Source organism: Mesorhizobium sp. BR1-1-15, assembly GCF_020165475.1.
In the GTDB taxonomy this organism is placed as follows: Bacteria; Pseudomonadota; Alphaproteobacteria; order Rhizobiales; family Rhizobiaceae; genus Mesorhizobium.
On record NZ_JAIUIF010000027.1, the window covers coordinates 1 to 18,094 of the forward strand.

General features: G+C 62.0%; 21 protein-coding genes and 1 tRNA gene. 10 read left to right on the top strand and 12 right to left on the bottom strand.

Annotated features, from left to right (window positions below; all coding sequences use genetic code 11):
* Window positions 1-86: 86 nt before the first annotated feature.
* Complete coding sequence (locus LB541_RS27625) at window positions 87-257, bottom strand: hypothetical protein (protein WP_140564612.1); 171 nt, start codon at window positions 255-257, stop codon at window positions 87-89.
* Window positions 258-415: 158 nt separating this feature from the next.
* Here LB541_RS27625 and LB541_RS27630 point away from each other — a divergent pair.
* Window positions 416-491, top strand: a tRNA-Thr gene (locus LB541_RS27630).
* Window positions 492-596: 105 nt separating this feature from the next.
* Here LB541_RS27630 and LB541_RS27635 read toward each other — a convergent pair.
* From LB541_RS27635 to LB541_RS27645, 3 genes are all read right to left on the bottom strand, one after another.
* Complete coding sequence (locus LB541_RS27635) at window positions 597-1,166, bottom strand: DUF2569 family protein (protein ID WP_224620048.1); 570 nt, start codon at window positions 1,164-1,166, stop codon at window positions 597-599.
* Window positions 1,167-1,217: 51 nt separating this feature from the next.
* Complete coding sequence (locus LB541_RS27640) at window positions 1,218-1,565, bottom strand: hypothetical protein (RefSeq protein WP_181167570.1); 348 nt, start codon at window positions 1,563-1,565, stop codon at window positions 1,218-1,220.
* 223 nt (window positions 1,566-1,788) lie between these two features.
* Window positions 1,789-2,403 (bottom strand): TetR/AcrR family transcriptional regulator, encoded by a 615-nt coding sequence (locus LB541_RS27645; RefSeq protein ID WP_140564614.1) that lies wholly within the window; start codon window positions 2,401-2,403, stop codon window positions 1,789-1,791.
* A gap of 91 nt (window positions 2,404-2,494) precedes the next feature.
* Here LB541_RS27645 and LB541_RS27650 point away from each other — a divergent pair, with 91 nt between their 5' ends.
* Genes LB541_RS27650 through LB541_RS27670 form a run of 5 tightly spaced genes read left to right on the top strand, consistent with a single transcriptional unit; the run spans window position 2,495 to window position 7,044 of the window.
* Window positions 2,495-3,586, top strand: coding sequence for a spermidine/putrescine ABC transporter substrate-binding protein (locus LB541_RS27650; RefSeq protein WP_140558699.1), 1,092 nt, complete (start codon window positions 2,495-2,497; stop codon window positions 3,584-3,586).
* Window positions 3,587-3,595: 9 nt separating this feature from the next.
* Window positions 3,596-4,435 carry an ABC transporter permease gene (locus LB541_RS27655; RefSeq protein ID WP_140517631.1) on the top strand — a complete coding sequence of 280 codons (840 nt, stop codon included), beginning with the start codon at window positions 3,596-3,598 and terminating at the stop codon, window positions 4,433-4,435.
* 1 nt (window position 4,436) lies between these two features.
* A complete protein-coding gene (locus LB541_RS27660) occupies window positions 4,437-5,219 on the top strand; it encodes an ABC transporter permease (RefSeq protein WP_140517632.1) in 783 nt (260 codons plus the stop codon).
* Window positions 5,216-6,280: an ABC transporter ATP-binding protein gene (locus tag LB541_RS27665; protein WP_140522146.1), complete on the top strand. Its 1,065-nt coding sequence runs from the start codon at window positions 5,216-5,218 to the stop codon at window positions 6,278-6,280. Before LB541_RS27660 ends, LB541_RS27665 begins: the two co-directional genes overlap by 4 nt.
* A gap of 2 nt (window positions 6,281-6,282) precedes the next feature.
* Complete coding sequence (locus LB541_RS27670) at window positions 6,283-7,044, top strand: MBL fold metallo-hydrolase (protein ID WP_140564615.1); 762 nt, start codon at window positions 6,283-6,285, stop codon at window positions 7,042-7,044.
* Between the two features lie 18 nt (window positions 7,045-7,062).
* Here the strand turns inward: LB541_RS27670 and LB541_RS27675 are convergent, their stop codons facing one another.
* On the bottom strand, window positions 7,063-7,227 hold the full coding sequence (locus LB541_RS27675) for a hypothetical protein (RefSeq protein ID WP_181167386.1): 165 nt from the start codon (window positions 7,225-7,227) through the stop codon (window positions 7,063-7,065).
* Between the two features lie 318 nt (window positions 7,228-7,545).
* Between LB541_RS27675 and LB541_RS27680 the strand changes: the two genes are divergently transcribed.
* Together LB541_RS27680 and LB541_RS27685 are read left to right on the top strand one after the other, a co-directional pair.
* Window positions 7,546-8,319, top strand: coding sequence for an NAD kinase (locus LB541_RS27680; protein WP_140493621.1), 774 nt, complete (start codon window positions 7,546-7,548; stop codon window positions 8,317-8,319).
* Window positions 8,320-8,522: 203 nt separating this feature from the next.
* Window positions 8,523-10,106, top strand: coding sequence for a DEAD/DEAH box helicase (locus tag LB541_RS27685; RefSeq protein ID WP_181169650.1), 1,584 nt, complete (start codon window positions 8,523-8,525; stop codon window positions 10,104-10,106).
* 71 nt (window positions 10,107-10,177) lie between these two features.
* Here the strand turns inward: LB541_RS27685 and LB541_RS27690 are convergent, their stop codons facing one another.
* Window positions 10,178-10,783, bottom strand: coding sequence for a hypothetical protein (locus tag LB541_RS27690; RefSeq protein ID WP_140631740.1), 606 nt, complete (start codon window positions 10,781-10,783; stop codon window positions 10,178-10,180).
* Window positions 10,784-11,125: 342 nt separating this feature from the next.
* Between LB541_RS27690 and LB541_RS27695 the strand changes: the two genes are divergently transcribed.
* Together LB541_RS27695 and LB541_RS27700 are read left to right on the top strand one after the other, a co-directional pair.
* Window positions 11,126-11,362, top strand: coding sequence for a hypothetical protein (locus LB541_RS27695; RefSeq protein WP_224620051.1), 237 nt, complete (start codon window positions 11,126-11,128; stop codon window positions 11,360-11,362).
* A complete protein-coding gene (locus LB541_RS27700) occupies window positions 11,359-11,709 on the top strand; it encodes an HXXEE domain-containing protein (RefSeq protein ID WP_224620053.1) in 351 nt (116 codons plus the stop codon). The genes LB541_RS27695 and LB541_RS27700 overlap by 4 nt, the downstream gene beginning before the upstream one ends.
* A 102-nt stretch (window positions 11,710-11,811) precedes the next feature.
* Here the strand turns inward: LB541_RS27700 and LB541_RS27705 are convergent, their stop codons facing one another.
* The 6 genes from LB541_RS27705 to LB541_RS27730 all read right to left on the bottom strand — a co-directional run bounded on the left by LB541_RS27705 (window position 11,812) and on the right by LB541_RS27730 (window position 17,957).
* Complete coding sequence (locus tag LB541_RS27705) at window positions 11,812-12,462, bottom strand: OmpA family protein (RefSeq protein WP_140493627.1); 651 nt, start codon at window positions 12,460-12,462, stop codon at window positions 11,812-11,814.
* 151 nt (window positions 12,463-12,613) lie between these two features.
* Window positions 12,614-12,982, bottom strand: coding sequence for a GFA family protein (locus LB541_RS27710; protein WP_140564618.1), 369 nt, complete (start codon window positions 12,980-12,982; stop codon window positions 12,614-12,616).
* 125 nt (window positions 12,983-13,107) lie between these two features.
* Window positions 13,108-13,479, bottom strand: coding sequence for a hypothetical protein (locus LB541_RS27715; protein WP_140493631.1), 372 nt, complete (start codon window positions 13,477-13,479; stop codon window positions 13,108-13,110).
* Between the two features lie 308 nt (window positions 13,480-13,787).
* Complete coding sequence (locus LB541_RS27720) at window positions 13,788-14,207, bottom strand: GFA family protein (RefSeq protein ID WP_224620054.1); 420 nt, start codon at window positions 14,205-14,207, stop codon at window positions 13,788-13,790.
* Window positions 14,208-14,244: 37 nt separating this feature from the next.
* Window positions 14,245-15,376, bottom strand: a protein-coding gene (gene prfB / locus LB541_RS27725) for a peptide chain release factor 2 (RefSeq protein WP_140493636.1) whose coding sequence is annotated in 2 segments (ribosomal slippage) — window positions 14,245-15,309 and window positions 15,311-15,376 — 1,131 coding nt in all. Because the reading frame shifts where the segments join, the coding sequence is not laid out codon by codon here.
* A 124-nt stretch (window positions 15,377-15,500) separates the two neighbouring features.
* Window positions 15,501-17,957, bottom strand: a complete 2,457-nt coding sequence (locus LB541_RS27730; RefSeq protein ID WP_140493638.1) for a penicillin-binding protein 1A — start codon at window positions 17,955-17,957, stop codon at window positions 15,501-15,503.
* Between the last annotated feature and the right edge of the window lie 137 nt (window positions 17,958-18,094).

The window sequence follows — 18,094 nt, forward strand, 5'->3', positions numbered from 1 at the left end:
GACTACTGACTACTGACTACTGACTACTGACTACTGACTACTGACTACTGACTACTGACTACTGACTACTGACTACTGACTACTATTCACCACCCCATGCCCGTGACATGGCGCAGCCAGAAGGCGAGCGCGATGAAGCCGATGATGGTGGTGACGCCGGTCCAGTCGATATTGGCGTTCTTGAGGTTCCTGATGACCTTCACCAGCAGCATCCAGGCTATGACGACGATCGGCAGGATGATGACGAATCTGATCATGCGACAGCCTCGCCCAAGCGATTGCACCTGCCAGAGATATAGGAAGCGAATTGGCCGTTTTCAGGATGCCGTGTCTGTTGCCCGGCAGCGTTCATGAGCGCCTCAAAACCGACATTTGTCTTTACTGGCGCCGCAAATATGGCTAACCGGTGCCGCATGCCCTTGTAGCTCAGCTGGTAGAGCAGCGGTTTTGTAAACCGAAGGTCGCGGGTTCGATTCCTGCCGGGGGCACCACCCTTCGCTCTTCGAGCTTCGGGTGGCAGGCCACCCAGAGCCCGTTATAAGAACACCAGATCTCGCGAAACGAAGAAGTGTCCTCCGAAACCCAGCGGACTCTCGCTAGGCGGCCGTCGCGACCTGGCCGGCTGCCACTTCGCCGCAGAACATGTTCTTCACCCTGACGGATTTGTAGACGTAGGCGACCCAGGCTCCGGTGAGGATGAACGACAGAACGGGTGTCATCAGCGCATCTCCAGCAAAGATTTGGCTCACCGGGACGCCTAGAGTTGATGAGATCAAGATCGTGTCCAGGACGAGCACAACCGGTATCGCAATCCACTGAAACAGAAACAATTGTGGAAAGCGTCGGCTTCGCCGCAGCATCGAAATGAGCACAACCAGTTGAAGCGCCAGAAATGCCAGATTGAGGGCAACCTCGCTATACACCGCAAGCAGCCCATTTGGCAGGGGCAAGAGTTGCCGGTAACCCTCGACCGAATTGGCCAAGTCGGCGAGCGTGCGCAGCGGCGACAAAACCTGACCGATCGCAAGCAGCATAAGCCAGCCACCGAATCCTACAAGAGCCGCCGGGCCCTGTGACGGCTTCACGGCTGAGCGAACCGCAAAGAAAACAGGCACGCCGATGATCAGCAGTACGATCGCCCAATGCCAGATTGAAAACGTCTCCATTAACCTCTCCCCTTCGCACTCCTATAAGTTGTATCAGATTTCAAATTCAACTCAAGAGGCGACTTCGCGTGCAATGAGGTCGGTGCCGAAGCGGCGACTTTCTCCTGCTGTCCTGAGTCTCGAGCCCCAACCCGGAACCAAACCCGGCCGGAGACGGTTAACGATCGAAGGGACCGCAAACTCTGTAGCGGAACAATGATCGAACTCTTGGACATAGAACTGGCCAGAGCCAGGCAGCGAATTGGCCGAGCGGAACTCGCCCTCAAACGAGCGGAAGAAATGCTGGACGGAGACTGTGGCGTCGGCATCAATCTCGCGCTCTGCAGCAGGATAAGGTCCGCGCAGCGGCGCGTGACCGAAGCGCGAGAGCGCCTGACAAAGATCGATCCGACCGATCACTGATTTTACCTGCGCCACTGCGGCCGCGCGTCTGCTTTCCCTTCAGTCGATGCTTCGAAGGGATCGCTAGGTCCACCGGCTACGCTGTCAATCCCCCCCAACGTCAAGCCGCTAGGCCATACCGTGCGCGGGGCCCGGCGGTGTAGACGGGCGCCGCCGTTGGCACTCATCGTCAGTCACACTGGCAGCGGAAGCTGGTTTCATGCCGCGGTCGCTTCCATCCTCACACCCCGATCGCCGCCACCAGGATCCGGTTCTGCCGTCGGATCGCCGCGCGCAGTTCCGCTATCCTTGCCTCGTCGCGCTTCACGAACTCGATGAACATCATGTTCATGTTGTTGAAGACCAGCTCACCCACCGCCTGCCCGTCGATGTCGCGCCGCACCAGGCCGATCTCCTGCAGCCTTGCGATCAGGGCACGGATCTGTTGCGTCAGAGCGCGGTCGAGCGCCGTGTAGGCTTGGCCGAACGGGCTGTCGGGCAGTTGCGTCGAGATCGCCATCGCCTGGCGCCACATCTCCTTGCTGAGATAGTGCAAGGAGTGCTCGATATAGATGCCGATCAGCGTGTCCAGCGCATCGCCGACATTGGCCGGTGGGCTGTCGACCACGCCTCGCCCGGCATTCAGCACCTCGTTGACCTCCATGGAGACGATGGCGCCGAGGATGTCGCCCTTATTCTGGTAGTAATTGTAAATCGTCCCGATCGACACTTCGGCCTGGGCCGCGATCACCTCGATCTTGGCGCCTTCATAGCCGGCCTCGCGGAAAAGCTCGGCCGCCGCCTCGATGATGCGGCGGTGCCGGTCGGCCTTTTGCCTTGCCCTCAATCCATTCATACCGGCTGTCTGCCACAAAAACAGAATTGACTCAATTTTAGAATTGGTTCAACTTTTTGCAAGAAGCCACAAAGGCAAGGGAGAACACTCGATGTCCGCACGATCCGCAGCCAACAATCCGCTTTCAATCCTGAAGAGACATCTGGGCGCCGCTTGCGGCGCCACGGCGCTGGTGCTCTCAGCAGCCGGCGCCAGCCAGGCCGCCGATCTCAACGCCCTGATCTGGTGCGATCATGCCGACCCGGCGCTGCTGCAGCCCTTCGAAGAGGCCAACAACGTCAAGGTCAACGTCAAGGAATTCGAGGGCACCGGCGCGGGGCTCGCCATCGTCGAACAGTCGCAACCCGGCGACTGGGACGTGATGGTGATCGACAGCATCGACGTGCCGCGCGGCGTGGAAAAAGGCCTGTTCGAGCCGCTGCCGGAGGACAAGCTGCCGTTGGGCGACCTCTTTCCGCAGGTGAAGATGGACAACTCTACCGTGGTCGGCGGCAAGCGCTACGGCATCACCGAAAAGTTCGGCTACAACACGATCGGCTTCAACAAGACCAAGGTCGACCCGGCCGACATGCAATCCTTGGCGTCGCTGACAAGCGACAAGTACAAGGGCAAGGTCGCCATCTACGATTATTACCTGCCGGTCATCGGCATGGCGGCACTCGCCATCGGCAAGAAAACGGCTGAACTCACCGAGGCCGATCTTCCCGCCCTCAAGGCCGAACTGCTCAAGATGAAGGCCAACGCCAAGCTGGTCGGCGAGGTGACCGCCAGCCAGACAGCGCTCGCCACCGGTGAAGTCGATATTCTGGTCGGCGGCGGCGAATGGGTGACGGCGGGCCTGGCCAAGGAGAACCCGGCGCTGGACTTCTCGATCCCCAAGGAGGGAGCGGTGCTGTGGTCGCAGTCGCTGGCCATGTTCAAGGACTCCAAGAACAAGGACGTGGCGCTGAAATTCATCCAATACATCATGAGCCCGGAAGGCCAGGCGCGGCTTGCCACCTCGTCCTGCTATTGGGGCATGCCGGCGAACAGCAAGGCGGCACTCACCGACGACCAGAAGAAGATCCTGCGCTTCGACGAGCAGCCCGAATTCCTTGCCCGCGCCCAGGCCTATCCGGCGCCGAATGCCGATCTCGACAAGAAGATGCAGGACATGTGGACCGAGATGCTGCAGGCGCAGTAGACGGCCGTCGTGAGCAGCACCGCGAACAAGGCCCTGCCCTGGGCGCTGGTTACGCCGGCGCTCGGCTGGACCTTGCTGTTCTTCGTGTTGCCTTTCATCGCCATGGGGCTTTCCAGCCTGACGTCGCATGAGGGCGGCGGCTTCACATCAGCCAATTACAGCCAGTTCTTCACCAATCCTGCCTATTGGCAAGCGATGGTGAATTCGCTGGAGGTGACGGCGATCGTCACCGTGGTCTCGGTGCTGCTCGCCTATCCTTTCGCCTGGATCCTGGCCGAACAGGTGCCGGAACGCTGGCAGCGGCTGGCGCTGATGCTGGCCGTGCTGCCGTTCTGGACGTCCTATGTCGTGCGCTCCTATTCCTGGCTTCTGGTGCTGGCGCAGAACGGCGTCATCAACCGGACGCTGACCGGCATCGGCTTGACCAGCGAACCGCTGCAGCTCGCCAATACGCGCTTCGCCACCGTGACCGGCTTCGTGCATTTCTTCGTCATGCTTTTGACGCTGACGATCTTCGCCAATTTGAAGCAGCTCAGTCCGAGCTACCGCAAGGCCGCCGCTGATCTCGGCGCCGGGCCGGTGCGCACCTTCCTGCATGTCATCCTGCCGCTGACCTTGCCCGGCATCATGGTCGGCGCCTTCCTGACCTTCGTGCTGTGCATCGGCGACTACATCACGCCGCAGATCCTCGGCGGCAACAACGAGCTGGTCATGCCGCAGCTGGTGATGATGCAGATCGGCCGGCGCGGCGATTTTCCGCTGGCCTCCGCCCTGTCGATTATCCTGATGGCGGTCGTGACCATCGCCTATCTCGCCTGCGCCCGCTGGCTGAAGATCGAGCGGGCCTGAGATGCGCCTGATCGTCCGAACCGCTTCCTGTCTCTACGCGATCGCCATCTATGCCTTCATTTTCCTGCCGGTGATCGTGCTCGTGCTGTTCTCGCTGCAGGCAACCTCCTTCCCCATCCCGCCCTTCACCGGCCCGTCGCTGCGCTGGTACCAGGCCGTCCTGTCCGATACGCGGCTGACCTCGGCGCTGGTGAACTCGCTGCTGGTGGCCGTCCTTTCGTCGCTCGCGGCCGTCACGCTCGGCTTCCTCAGCGCCTGGGCGTTCGCGCGCTTCGTGCTGCCGGGTTCGGCCCTGCTGCGAGGGTTGATCACGCTACCGCTTACCGTCAGCTATCTCATCATCGGCATGGGGCTGCTGGTGCTGTTCAACTGGGCCGGCGTGCCGAAATCGCTGATGGCCGCCGGCATCGGCCATGTCGTGATCAACCTGCCGCTCTGCTTCGCCATCGTCTACAGCCAGATGGGCGACCACCAGATCAACATCGAGCGCGCCGCGCGCGATCTCGGCGCGCCGGAATGGAAAGTGCTGCTCTTGATTACTGTGCCTGTCATGGCGCCGGCCATCTTCGCCGGCTTCTTCCTGTCGATGACCTTTTCCTGGGACGAATTCGTGATCTCCTTCCTGCTGACACGCTTCGAAACCACGCTGCCGGTCGAAATCTGGAATCTGCTGCGCTCTGGCCTCAACCCCAAGACCAACGCAGTCGGCTCGCTGGTGTTCGCCGTTTCCATCGTGCTGGTGGTGCTGTTCGAATTGACATTGCTGCGGAGGAAGCCGGCATGAGCGCGCCCCTGGTCGACATCCGCGGGGTCTCGCACCGTTTCGGCCAGCTGGCGGTGCTGAAAGACGTATCGCTGCGGATAGAGCCCGGTAGCTACACCATCCTGCTCGGACCGTCGGGCTCCGGCAAGACGACGCTTTTGTCGATTTTGGGCGGCTTCGTCACACCGAGCGAAGGCAAGGTGTTCATCCGAGGCGAGGACTGCACCGCCGTTCCGCCGGCAAAGCGCCCGACAACGACGGTGTTCCAGGATTATGCGCTGTTTCCGCATATGAGCGTCGGCGGCAATGTCGGTTTTGGCCTGCGCATGCAAGGCGTCGATGGCGCGACACGCGCCGCGCGGGCGCGTGAGACGCTGGCGCTGGTCGGGCTGGATGCCGCCTTCGACAAGAAGCCGCACCAGCTCTCCGGCGGCCAGCGGCAGCGCGTAGCGCTGGCGCGCGCACTGGTGATCGAGCCCGCCGTGCTGCTGCTCGACGAGCCGCTCGGCGCGCTCGACCTCAAACTGCGCCGGCAGATGCAGGACGAATTGAAAGCGATCCAAAAGCGCGTCGGCACCGCCTTCATCCATGTCACCCACGACCAGGAAGAAGCGATGGCGCTGGCCGACCACTGCGTGGTGATGAGTGACGGCCGCATCGAGGACGAAGGGCCGCCCGAACGCGTCTATGCGCGCCCAAAGACACGCTTTTCGGCGACTTTCATGGGCGAGAGCACCATTCTTCGCGGAACGGTGGCGGAGATGATGGACAGGACAAGCACTGTCGCGACACAGGTCGGGCCGGTCTCGGCGTCCGGAGCGTTGCCGGTGGGATCGGCGGTTGCCTTGGCCATCCGGCCGGAGCACCTTGCCCTGGGCGCGACCTCAGGCGCCACAAAGCTGGGCAAGGCGCAGGTCAGCGATGTCGTTTTCCAGGGCAGCTTCAAGCGCGTGCTCGCGGTCTCCGCTGAAGACGCCACGCTGCAATTCATCGCCAAACTGCCCGCGACGTCCGTCGTGCAGCCGGGCGACACGGTCTCGGTTTCCTGCGATACAGACAAGATCATCCTGCTGACGGATTGAACATGGGCATGCTTGCGGTCGTCGACGCACCTGACTGGTACGAAACCATCGGCATGGGCGACGGTGTCACGCTGATCCACGAGCCATGGATCAAACCGTTCTTCCGCTGCAATATGTGGCATGTGCGCGGCCGCGACCGCGACCTGCTGTTCGATACCGGGCTTGGCCATTTCAGCCTCAGGCGCCATGTGCCGCTGGTCAGCGAGCGCAAGCTCACCTGCGTCGCCAGCCACACGCATTTCGATCATATAGGCTGCCACCATGAATTTCCCGAACGTTGCGTGCATGCGGCCGAGGCTGAAATCCTCGCCGATCCGCGCAACAAATGGACGGTGGCTGACCGCTACGCCAATGAAGAGATGTTCGATCGCCAGCCGGAAGGTTGGGACACGGCGCGCTATCGCATCATGCCCGCCCCGGCGGACCGCCTGCTCGAACATGGCGACATCGTCGACCTCGGCGATCGCGCCTTCGAGGTGATCCACACGCCCGGCCATTCGCCAGGCGGCATCGCGCTGTACGAGAAGAAGACCGGCATCCTGCTTTCCGGCGACATCATCTATGACGGCCCGCTGATCGACGACGTCTACCATTCCGATATCGGTGATTATTTGGGGACGATGTTTGCCATGCGCGGCCTCGACGTCTCGGTCGTGCATGGCGGCCATTTCCCGAGTTTCGGCAAGGTGCGCTATCGCCAGCTGATCGACGAGTATCTGGCACAGAAACGCCAGGCCGGCTGCCATCTGCAACCACGCTCCTAGCAGTCAGCTTGTTTTGACCTACAGCGCCCTTTGCGGACAAGGCATTCCGGCAGCATCGCCGCAGCGCGAGGCCGTGGGCAAGGGCCTGAGGCTTGTTTCTTCCGAGCGGCGCACCAGTTCGGCGAAGACAAGCGCGAAGCTTCCCAGCACGACGGAGATGATGATCAGGCGTGTTACCAGCAATATGTTGGTCCCGGCTGGCGCGTGTCCCCGGAATCGGGCTCGACTCTCGAAGGATTCACGCACGATCAAAAGTGCCACAGCGTCTTTCGTATCCTGAAAGGCATAAAATCGCTGTGGGCGCCCCCACGCCACCATGCCGGCTAACATGATCGATGCGGCTTTACGAGAGTTTAAGCCCGGCCTTAACCATCACATTGGCTCGTTCCCTGATATGATTCGCGACTGCCGGTTCGAACCGCACGTCTGCGGGCTCTCTTTGCACACAGGCCCGCCCATGCTACCCCGGCCCAGCCGCCAACCGGTCACCGTCGGGGAGCCATGAGCAAAGCCGCCAACAGCATCGCCTTCGTCTCGTCCGGCACGCCTGACGCCAAAGCGGCGCTGGAAAGCCTGTCGGCGCGCTATGGCCAGCATTCGGTCGCGGAAGCCGATGTCGTCGTGGCCCTGGGCGGCGACGGTTTCCTGCTGCAAACTTTGCGCGATACAATGGGAACCGGCAAAAAGGTCTACGGCATGAACCGTGGCACCATCGGCTTCCTGATGAACGAATATCGTTCCGGAGGTCTCGCCGAGCGCATCGCGGCCGCGGTCGCCGAAACGATCCGTCCGCTGGAGATGCAGGCCGTTACCTCGGATGGCGAAACCGTCTCGGCGCTGGCCATCAACGAAGTGGCGTTATGGCGCCAGTCCTATCAGACGGCCAAGATCCGCATCACCATAGATGACCAGGTACGGCTCGAGGAACTGAATTGCGACGGCGTGATGATTGCCACGCCGGCTGGCTCCACCGCCTACAATCTTTCGGCGCATGGGCCCATCCTGCCGCTCGACGCGCCGCTGCTGGCGCTTACCCCCGTCAGCCCGTTTCGCCCCCGCCGCTGGCGCGGCGCTTTGCTTTCCAACAAAGCAACCGTGCGCTTCGACATACTAGAGGCGGAAAAGCGGCCGGTGAACGCCGCCGCCGACCATACGGAGGTCAAGGCCGTAGCTTCCGTGACGGTGCGGGAATCAGCGACGGCGACCGCAACTTTGCTGTTCGATCCCAATCACTCCTGGAACGAACGCATACTGGCGGAACAGTTCCGTTATTGAGCCGATATTGAGCCGGCGCGCGGATAAGCGGCCGGATCAGACATAGTAATTAAGGTTACGACTTCACAATCGAGCCATTGCCGGCCGTTTGTGTTGACAAATCGCGGGCTTGCGCCTAGTTGCAGTGATGATCTTGCGGGCGCGCGGCGCCTGCCGCGACGGATGCCGTTGCGCTTCCCCGAACAGCCAAAGACAGCCAGAACTTGTCCTCAGACACCCAGACCGCTCAAGAAGCGTTGACTTTCGCGGACCTCGGCCTATCGCCGAAGGTCCTTTCCGCAGTCACCGACGCCGGCTACCTCAAGCCGACGCCGATCCAGGCCGGCGCCATTCCGCACGCGCTTCTGGGCAAGGATGTGCTTGGCATAGCACAGACCGGTACCGGCAAGACGGCCTCCTTCGTGCTGCCGATGCTGACACGACTGGAAAAGGGCCGCGCCCGCGCCCGCATGCCCCGCACGCTGATCCTGGAGCCGACCCGCGAGCTTGCGGCGCAGGTCGAGGAAAACTTCATAAAATACGGCAAGAACCACAAGCTCAACATCGCACTGCTGATCGGCGGCGTGTCGTTCGACGAACAGGACAAGAAACTGGAGCGTGGCGCCGACGTGCTCATCGCGACGCCCGGCCGCATGCTCGACCACCGCGAGCGCGGCAAGCTCTTGCTCAACGGCGTCGAGATCCTCGTCATCGACGAAGCCGATCGCATGCTCGACATGGGCTTCATTCCCGATATCGAGCGTATCTGTGAGATGATCCCCTTCACCCGGCAGACGCTGTTCTTCTCGGCGACGATGCCGCCCGAGATCACCAAGCTCACCGAAAAATTCCTGCACGCGCCGGTGCGTGTCGAGGTCTCCAAGGCCGCCTCCGCCGCGACCAACATCATCCAGCGGTTGGTGAAGTCCGGTTCCAAACCCTGGGACAAGCGCGAGACGCTGCGCAACCTGATCAAGGCCGAGGATGCAGAACTGAAGAACGCCATCATCTTCTGCAACCGCAAGATCGAGGTGTCGGAGCTGTTCCGCTCGCTGCTGAAATATGACTTCGACGCCGGCGCGCTGCATGGCGACATGGACCAGCGCGCGCGCATGCAGATGCTGGCCAATTTCCGCGACGGCAAGCTGCGGTATCTGGTCGCCTCCGACGTGGCCGCGCGCGGCCTCGACATTCCCGATGTCAGCCACGTCTTCAACTATGACGTCCCGATCCATGCCGAGGATTACGTCCACCGAATCGGCCGTACCGGCCGCGCCGGGCGCTCCGGAAAATCCTTCACCATCGCGACCAAGTCCGACACCAAGTACATCGACGCCATCGAACGGCTGATCGGCACCAAGATCGAGTGGCATGACGGTGACCTGTCGACGGTGGTGGCCAGCGAAGGCGAGGACGAAGCACCGCGCCGTGGCCGCGGTGCGCCGCGGCGCGCCGGCCGCAAGGACGACGACCGCAAGGACAGGGGCGAGCGCAAGAGAGGCGGACGCCAGGCCAAGCACGGCGAAGACGCGGCACCGGAAACCGTGCGCGAGGAACAGCCGGTCGCAGCCGAGGAAACGGTCGCCGGCACTGGTGAGCGGCGCACGCGCAAGGACGCTATCCGCTCGGAAAATTCCGAGCGCAAGAGCTCCGCGGCGCGCAGCGAGCGACGTGCACCGGAGCGCGGCGACACCAGGCCCCAGCGCGATGACCGTCGCCCTGCCCGCAACCGAGAAGACGAAAACGACGCCACCGTTGGCTTCGGCGACGACATGCCGGCCTTCATGCGCATCGTCGCCAAGGGCTGACCGACGAGTGGTTCCAAGACAAGACGGCCATCCGGCTTGCCCTCCCGGCAAGCTCCTGGCTGGGCTGGCCGTTACATCGGCCCAGGCATCATCTTGGTCGGTTTCTCCAACATCGGAAACTCGGCCTTGTTGCATTTCACGTTCGGGTTCGTCGGACTGAACATGCCGTTGGGATTATCACCCAGCCAAGCGTGAAGATCGTAGTGGACGAACTCCCTCGGGATGAGCGGATAGTGTCCCTCCATCGGACCCATGAAGGTTTGGCCAAACAGCTTCGGTGGCTCTTTGACGTCCGGCGTCAGCGGCACAAGCCATTCCGCCCCGACCAGGCGCAGACCGTTTTTCGTCGGCTCGTAGATCAGCACATTGGGGCGCATCGGGTCGAGTTTTTGGCTGACACTTGGGACGTTGACGAAATGGATGCCCATGGCGCCTTTCGGGTAGTACATCGCTCCGGATATCTTTTCTCCGCTATAGTAGACGCAGCCGACCGTCGACAGATAAAGGTCGCGGACGGCCGCGGTGTAGTCCTCATATTTGGCGAGCGACTTTTTCAAGGCCTCGATGTCAGCTTTGTTGGCATCCTCGGCTCGAGCCGCCGCGACGCCCAACCATGCGCTTACAAGACCTGTTAAAGCGAAGACGCCGCAGCGCCCAAGGCTGGCTGTTCTTGTCATGCATTCCTCCCAGATTTTTTTGATCTGGCCGTGCAAGACCGAGGCTGAAAAAGAAAATGCTTATTGCGCGGCCAAGTGTACCGCCTCATCCCCTCCGGAACAGCGACGATGCTATTCCTTTCCATGGCTGCGGGAAAGCGCTTATTTAGGACTGGCTAATTCTCTGGCACGCCAATCTCAATCTGAGCGCGGCCGGTCGCGGCCGGTGAAGCTGTTGCCGTCATCGCCAAGCGACGCCACCGTTGGCTTCGGCTACGACACACCGGCCTTCATACGCATGGTCGCCAAGGTCTGATATCGTGGTGTGTTGCAAGGACGCACGGCCTCGCCGAAGATGGCGTGATGAAGCGTCTGGTGGAAGATTGGGTCTATGGTGGCGTGCTCGCCGGCCTCACCCTGTGCGTGGTGGCGATCGGGCTGGCCGCTCGATTGGAGACAGCCGAGTTCGCCGTCTTCCTGCTGATTCCGATTTACATGCTCCACCAATACGAGGAGCATGCCGAGGACCGGTTCCGGCTTTTCGTCAACAAGATGCTCGGCGGTGGGCGCCGCTGCTTACCCGCTTCGATGTCTTTGTGATCAACGTACCGGGTGTATGGGGCATCTATTCCCTGGTTTTCACCCTCGCTGTCACGGTCAATGCCGGGATAGGGCTGATCGCCGCCTACACCACCCTGATCAACGCTTTGGTTCACGTCGCGCAGGCCATCAGGATGCGCAGCTACAACCCCGGGCTCATCACCGCAATTGTCTTGTTCGTACCCGCATCCATCTGGTCGATCCTGACGCTTTCCGGTTCGGGAACGGGCTTCCATATCCTTGGACTTACGGTCGGGCTGCTCATTCATGGACTGATCGTTGCCCATGTTGTCCGGCGGCAGCGCCTGACCCAACGAGCGACGGTCGATAAGCCGACCTCACCGTAACATCATGGAAGAACCCGGGGGCCGCAGGCCTGGCCGTCGGTCGCATTTTGCAAACAAAAACGGCCCCTTGCGAGGCCGTTTTTGCATTCTGATCGATGCTGCTCAGGTGAGCGGCGAAAGCTGGATCTCGACGCGACGGTTTTGAGCGCGACCCTCGGCGGTGGCGTTGGACGCGACCGGACGGGTCTTGCCGAATCCGGTGACCGCGAAGCGGCGTGAATCGACGCCCTGGCCAGCCAGGTAGTTGGCGACCGCCAGCGCGCGGCGCTGCGACAGATCGAAATTATGCTGGTCGCCGCCGGTCGAATCGGTATGGCCGAACACGTCGACCGTGGTCTGCTTGAACTTCTTCAGCACCAGCGCGACCGAATTCAGCACCTGGTAAAAGCCGGGCTTCACCGCATCCTGATCGACGTTGAAGGTGATATCGGACGGCATATTAAGGATGATCTGGTCGCCGGAGCGGGTGACGCTGACGCCTGTGCCCTCCAACTGCCGGCGCAGTTCGGCTTCGTTCTGGTCCATGGTGGCGCCGATGGCGCCGCCAGCCAGCGCCCCGATGCCGGCGCCGATCAGCGCGTTGCGGCGGTCATTGCCGCCGGCAAGCAGGCCAAGGCTGGCGCCGGCCAGGGCGCCGAGGCCGGCACCGGCCGCCGTGTTGGAAATCTTCTGGTCGCCGGTATACGGATCGGTGGTGGTGCAGGCGCTCACTAGCACAGCCGTCGCCACGACGACGAGCACGGTCTTCTTCATAGGATTGTCCCTCTCCAAGTCACGCCTTGCGGTGGCGCCAAATCACCCTTCGCGCGACTTGTACCATGAAATGCGGCGAAAAGCGGAACGGGAAAAACACCGGCAACGGCTTTTCCCCGGGGCACGATTTCCCGATTGGGCGTCCAGGAATCTACCAGAGATTCCGGCCGTCGATGGCCACCACTTCGACCTTGTCCAGATCGAAATCGTCGAACAACCGCGAGTTGACGCTGATCTTGGGATTGTCGAAATCCGGCTCTCCGCTCGACCAGTCCGGTGTTTCGGTGAAGGTCCCGCAGCCGCAGGTGTCGCAAAAACCGTGCTTAACGGTCTTCGATCCCCACTGATAGAAGGAAACATTCTTCTGCGGCGTGAGGAGCTTGAACTGCGCAGGAGTGTAGTAGGCCCAAAGCGAGCCGCGTTTCGAGCAGAACGAACAAGTGCACTGCGTCAGCGTCTGCGGTGCTTGCGAAACCTCGAATATCGTCGCCTTGCAGTGGCAGCTTCCCTTGATGATCATAGACGTCACCTCTCCCTTGTCCGCCGCCCGCAGGCAACGCAACACAAAGGAGCGGTCCTGGCAACCGTCCGTCAGCAGGCCCCGCCCATCGCGGTCCGGGCCGGTCGCCGCTGCGCCTCCCGGGCTTAGTAGGAGCGCGGCGGCACGAACAGGCAGATCGTCTTACCGGCGTCTAGACCCGCCTGATGCGCGCACCAGTGGAATTCGCCGTCCGGGCTGTCCTTCACACGCTTGTCGGTCATCGGGACAACTTCCCCCGTGCCGGCGATCACATAACCCTCGGGTTTTTCCAAAACCTCGCCCGTATGGGCCGTGCGGCAATCGTAGTTAGCGCAGCATGCGAATGGATAGCTCCAACCCAGCGGCTTCGCCGCTGTAGGCTTGGCGTCGTGGGCGAAGGCAGGCGCCATCGGCAACGCAATCGCTGCGATTGCAAGCAGGCAGAGCATGAGTCGGCCCACCGCGGCCCGAGCCGATTTTGATGGGGCAGCAGACATGGAAGCGCTCCTTTCGACGAGCATCAAGCGTTTCGCTTGCCCGTTCCTGAAACGTGTCTTCCCAGCGGCCGGATCGTCAGCAGGCATTTCTGCCGCGCCCGGCCATAGATGCTTTTGTCTCCCCTCGACCATGGATGGTGGGCCGATTTGTGAGTCGGCGCAAGAAACCACTGCATGCCGATGTCGCAGGCTGAATGCCGCGCATCGGCAACAGAAAACAGGCGCCGTCTCTCGATTGGATAGGCAGGCACAACCATGCCCAGCAGACGGGATCGCAGATAACGAGATTCGGCGAGAGAAGTTCCGGCCTATTCGCCAGCAGGTCCTGCGATCACGTGCTCGTCATACTGCGGCAGGCCGTCGCTGATCGTGTACCACGGCGCCTTGGAACCGACGAAGATATGCTCGGTCGGGCGGATGCTCGGGTCGTCGACGAGCGTTCCCATCGCGACATGGACGAAGGCTCCCTCGCGCACGACCGAATAGAGCAGCGAACCGCACCGCTTGCAGTGCGCGTCATGGCCGTTGTCGTCGCCGAAGACCAGCAGCATATCGTGGCCGTTGGTCAGGACAAACTTGGCGCGTTCGATGCCCGCGAAGGGCTTGAAAGCCGAACCTGTCGTGCGCCGGCAGTTCGAGCAATGGCAATTCGCCGCGTACAGGAACTCGTCGGCGACCGCATAGTGCACCGCACCGCAGAAGCACTTTCCAACAAGCTTGCGAGCCATAATCCAATCCAAATGTGTGCCGCTGTAGGCGCGGACCCTAATCCAGGTCCGCCACCGCTTCTCCAGCACCACCCTCGATGCGTTGCGACAGCGAGGCTTCCATGAAGTCATCGAGGTCGCCATCGAGCACGCTCGACGGGCTGGTGCTTTCGACACCTGTGCGCAGATCCTTCACCAGCTGATAGGGCTGCAGCACGTAGGAGCGTATTTGGTGACCCCAGCCAATGTCGCTCTTCGATGCTTCGGTGGCGTTGGCGACGGCTTCGCGCTTCTTCAGCTCTTCCTCGTAAAGCCGCGAGCGCAGCATCTCCCAGGCCTTTGCCCGATTTTTGTGCTGCGAGCGTTCGGCCTGGCAGGCGACCGCTATGCCGGTGGCGAGATGGGTAATGCGCACCGCCGAATCGGTGGTGTTGACGTGCTGGCCGCCTGAACCGGACGAACGATAGGTGTCGATGCGCACGTCGGATTCGGAAACGTCGATCTCGATCGTATCGTCGATGACGGGATAGACCCAGACGCTGGCGAAGGATGTGTGCCGGCGCGCGTTGCTGTCATAGGGTGAAATGCGCACCAGGCGATGGACGCCGGATTCCGTCTTCAGCCAACCATAGGCATTGTGGCCCTTGATCAGCAGCGTCGCGGACTTGATGCCGGCCTCTTCGCCGTCATGCACTTCCAGCACCTCGACCTTGAAGCGGCGGCGCTCGGCCCAGCGCGTGTACATGCGCAGCAACATCGAGGCCCAGTCCTGGCTTTCGGTGCCGCCGGCGCCTGCGTGGATTTCGAGATAGGTGTCGTTGGCGTCGGCTTCGCCCGACAGCAGCGTCTCGACCTGGCGGGCCTTCGCCTCGCCTTGCATCGAGCGGATCGCTGCCTCAGCCTCGGCAACGACGCTCTCGTCGCCCTCTTCCTCGCCGAGTTCGATCAGGCCGATATTGTCTTCCAGCGCCTGGGTCAGGCCCCTGACCGCCGCGATGCCTTCCTCGAGGCCCTGGCGCTCGCGCATCAGCTTCTGCGCTTCCAGCGGTTCGTTCCAGAGGCTGGCGTCCTCGGCGCGGACGTTGAGATATTCAAGCCGCTTTATGGCCTGATCCCAGTCAAAGATGCCTCCTCAGCAGGGTAATTGCCTGCCTGATCTCGTCGACAATATTCTGCGTTTCCGCGCGCATGGCCTGATGTTTTATCCTGTTGCTGAAAGTGACGCCTGGTCGGCGCGATACATAGGGACGGCGCCGCCGCCTGTAAAGCAAATTGGACCGGCCCTGGGCCGGCCCAATCCTGCATGCATACCCGTCAGTAGAGGCCGCCGCCGCCCGACTGGATGGCCTGGTTGGCCTGAGGCGACAGCGCGCCGCCGGAGGCATTGGAGCCGTCGGCGCCCATGCCGATCACCCAATAGCTGTCGGCTGGGCCGGTGCCCGGCTTGAAGGCCTCGATGATGGTGCCGGGATCGCCCGAATTGGCCCGCATGCCGGTCTTGCGGTTGATGGCGACCAGATTCATGCCTTCGGGAACCTTGAAGTCGACATTAGGCGTGCCATCCAGCGCCACGCGCATGAAATCCTTGAAGATAGGAGCGGCGAGGCCGCCGCCGGTGGCGCCATGGCCAAGGCCGCGCGGCGTGTCGTAGCCCATGTAGAGACCGACGACGAGGTTCGGCGTGTAGCCGATGAACCAGGCGTCCTTTTCGTCGTTGGTGGTGCCGGTCTTGCCGGCGATGTGGCGTCCGAGCTCGGCGATGGTGGCGCCGGTGCCGCGCTGGACGACGCCTTCCATCATCGAGGTGATCTGGTAGGCGGTCATCGGATCGAGAACCTGTTCGGAATTATCGACAAGCTCAGGTTCGGGCTGGTTCTGCCATTCGGCCGCGTTGCAGCCTTCGCAGCCGCGTTCGTCCTGCTTGAAGACGGTCTTGCCGTAGCGGTCCTGGATACGGTCGATCAATGTCGGCTTGATCGACTTGCCGCCATTGGCCATGATGGAATAGGCCGAAACCATGCGCATCACCGTCGTCTCGCCGGAACCCAGCGCCATCGGCAAATACGGCGCCAGATGGTCATAGACGCCGAAACGCTCGGCATATTCGACGACCAGCTTCATGCCCATGTCGTTGGCGAGGCGCACAGTCATCAGGTTGCGCGACTTTTCGATGCCGGAGCGCAGGGTTGCCGGACCGGCGACCGTGCCGTCGTAGTTCTTCGGCGTCCAGGTCGTGTTGCCGCTCTGGATGGTAATCGGCCCGTCCATGATCACCGATGCCGGCGTATAGCCATTGTCGAGCGCCGCGGAATAGACGATCGGCTTGAACGAAGAGCCGGGCTGGCGCATGGCCTGGGTGGCGCGGTTGAACTCCGACTGCGCGTAGGAGAAGCCGCCGACCATGGCCAGCACGCGGCCGGTGTGTGGATCCATGGCGATCAGGCCGCCTTCCACTTCGGGGACCTGGCGCAGGCTGTAGGCGTCGTCGGAGCCTTCGTTCTTCTGGACGAAGACGACGTCGCCCGGCTTGAGCACATCGGCCGGCGACTTGGCCCTGACCGTCTTGCCGCCGACCACATGGCGCATGGCAAAGCCCATGTCTTCCTTGCTGACGGTGCCTTCGACGCGCTCCTTGACGATGTCGCCGGACGCCTGGCGTGCCGGCTGCAAGCCAATCGACAGGCCGGATGCCGAACTGTCGAGCACGACTGCGAGCTTCCATTCGGGAACGTCTTCCAGCCCCTTCACATTGCCCAGCGGCACACCCCAGTCGCCGGACACGTCGATCGTCTTTAGCGGCCCGCGGTAGCCGCGCAGCGTGTCGTATTTGATCAAGCCGTTCTGCATCGCCTTGCGGGCGATGAGCTGGATCTTCGGGTCGAGCGTGGTGCGGACGGACAGGCCGCCTTCATAGAGCGCGTTCTCGCCGTAGCGGGCGATGATCTGGCGGCGCACCTCTTCGGTAAAGTATTCGCCGGCGAACAGATAGGTGCCGTTGCGGCGCGGCGTGACGCCGAGAGGCTCCGCTTTGGCCTTGTCGCCTTCCTCGCGCGTGACGTAGCCGTTCTCGACCATCTGGTCGATGACCCAGTTGCGGCGCTCAAGCGCGCGGTCGGCATGCTTGAAGGGGTGATAGTTGTTCGGCCCCTTGGGCAGCGAGGCCAGATAGGCGGCCTCGGCCACGGTCAGCTCGTTCACCGACTTGTCGAAATAAGTGAGCGCGGCACCCGCCACGCCATAGGCGCCGAAACCGAAGAAGATTTCGTTGAGGTAGAGTTCGAGAATGCGGTCCTTGGAATAGGCCTGCTCGATGCGGAAGGCGAGGATCATTTCCTTGATCTTGCGCTCGTAGGTCTGGTCCGAGGTCAGCAGAAAATTCTTCGCCACCTGCTGGGTGATCGTCGAGGCGCCAACCTGACGCCTGCCCGAGCCGAAATTCTGCAGGTTGACGATGATAGCGCGGCCCAGGCCGGTCACGTCAATGCCGGGGTGGTTGTAGAAATTCTTGTCCTCGGCCGACAGGAAGGCCGCCTTGACGCGGTCGGGGATGGCCTGGATCGGCAAATACAGGCGCCGTTCGCGCGCGTACTCGGCCATCAGCGCGCCGTCCGAGGCATGGATTCGGGTGGTCACCGGCGGCTCGTACTTGGCCAGCACCTCATAGTCGGGCAGATCCTTGGACAAATGCCCGATATAGATGGCAACCCCCGCCGCGACCAGCAGGGCCAGCGTCGTGCCGATACCGAAGAAATAGCCAATGAGACGAATCATGCCCGCTCCAGTCCTTGGTTCGGGAATTTCCTAAACGAAGCCGCCTTCCGCGCAAGCATTCGAGCCGGTCCCAACCCGTAATCGAAAACCCATGTCGCTACCATGTGGGCAAAATACGGCAAGGCCGGATTTCGCGG

What these genes read in the sequence shown, in the direction of transcription:
- LB541_RS27645 (WP_140564614.1), bottom strand. Translation starts at nt 2,403, where the DNA reads ATGAATGGATTGAGGGCAAGGCAAAAGGCCGACCGGCACCGCCGCATC.
- LB541_RS27715 (WP_140493631.1), bottom strand. Translation starts at nt 13,479, where the DNA reads ATGTCTGCTGCCCCATCAAAATCGGCTCGGGCCGCGGTGGGCCGACTC.
- LB541_RS27665 (WP_140522146.1), top strand. Translation starts at nt 5,216, where the DNA reads ATGAGCGCGCCCCTGGTCGACATCCGCGGGGTCTCGCACCGTTTCGGC.
- LB541_RS27720 (WP_224620054.1), bottom strand. Translation starts at nt 14,207, where the DNA reads ATGGCTCGCAAGCTTGTTGGAAAGTGCTTCTGCGGTGCGGTGCACTAT.
- LB541_RS27650 (WP_140558699.1), top strand. Translation starts at nt 2,495, where the DNA reads ATGTCCGCACGATCCGCAGCCAACAATCCGCTTTCAATCCTGAAGAGA.
- LB541_RS27625 (WP_140564612.1), bottom strand. Translation starts at nt 257, where the DNA reads ATGATCAGATTCGTCATCATCCTGCCGATCGTCGTCATAGCCTGGATG.
- LB541_RS27635 (WP_224620048.1), bottom strand. Translation starts at nt 1,166, where the DNA reads ATGGAGACGTTTTCAATCTGGCATTGGGCGATCGTACTGCTGATCATC.
- LB541_RS27680 (WP_140493621.1), top strand. Translation starts at nt 7,546, where the DNA reads ATGAGCAAAGCCGCCAACAGCATCGCCTTCGTCTCGTCCGGCACGCCT.
- LB541_RS27710 (WP_140564618.1), bottom strand. Translation starts at nt 12,982, where the DNA reads ATGATCATCAAGGGAAGCTGCCACTGCAAGGCGACGATATTCGAGGTT.
- LB541_RS27660 (WP_140517632.1), top strand. Translation starts at nt 4,437, where the DNA reads ATGCGCCTGATCGTCCGAACCGCTTCCTGTCTCTACGCGATCGCCATC.
- LB541_RS27705 (WP_140493627.1), bottom strand. Translation starts at nt 12,462, where the DNA reads ATGAAGAAGACCGTGCTCGTCGTCGTGGCGACGGCTGTGCTAGTGAGC.
- LB541_RS27690 (WP_140631740.1), bottom strand. Translation starts at nt 10,783, where the DNA reads ATGACAAGAACAGCCAGCCTTGGGCGCTGCGGCGTCTTCGCTTTAACA.
- LB541_RS27670 (WP_140564615.1), top strand. Translation starts at nt 6,283, where the DNA reads ATGGGCATGCTTGCGGTCGTCGACGCACCTGACTGGTACGAAACCATC.
- LB541_RS27730 (WP_140493638.1), bottom strand. Translation starts at nt 17,957, where the DNA reads ATGATTCGTCTCATTGGCTATTTCTTCGGTATCGGCACGACGCTGGCC.
- LB541_RS27695 (WP_224620051.1), top strand. Translation starts at nt 11,126, where the DNA reads ATGAAGCGTCTGGTGGAAGATTGGGTCTATGGTGGCGTGCTCGCCGGC.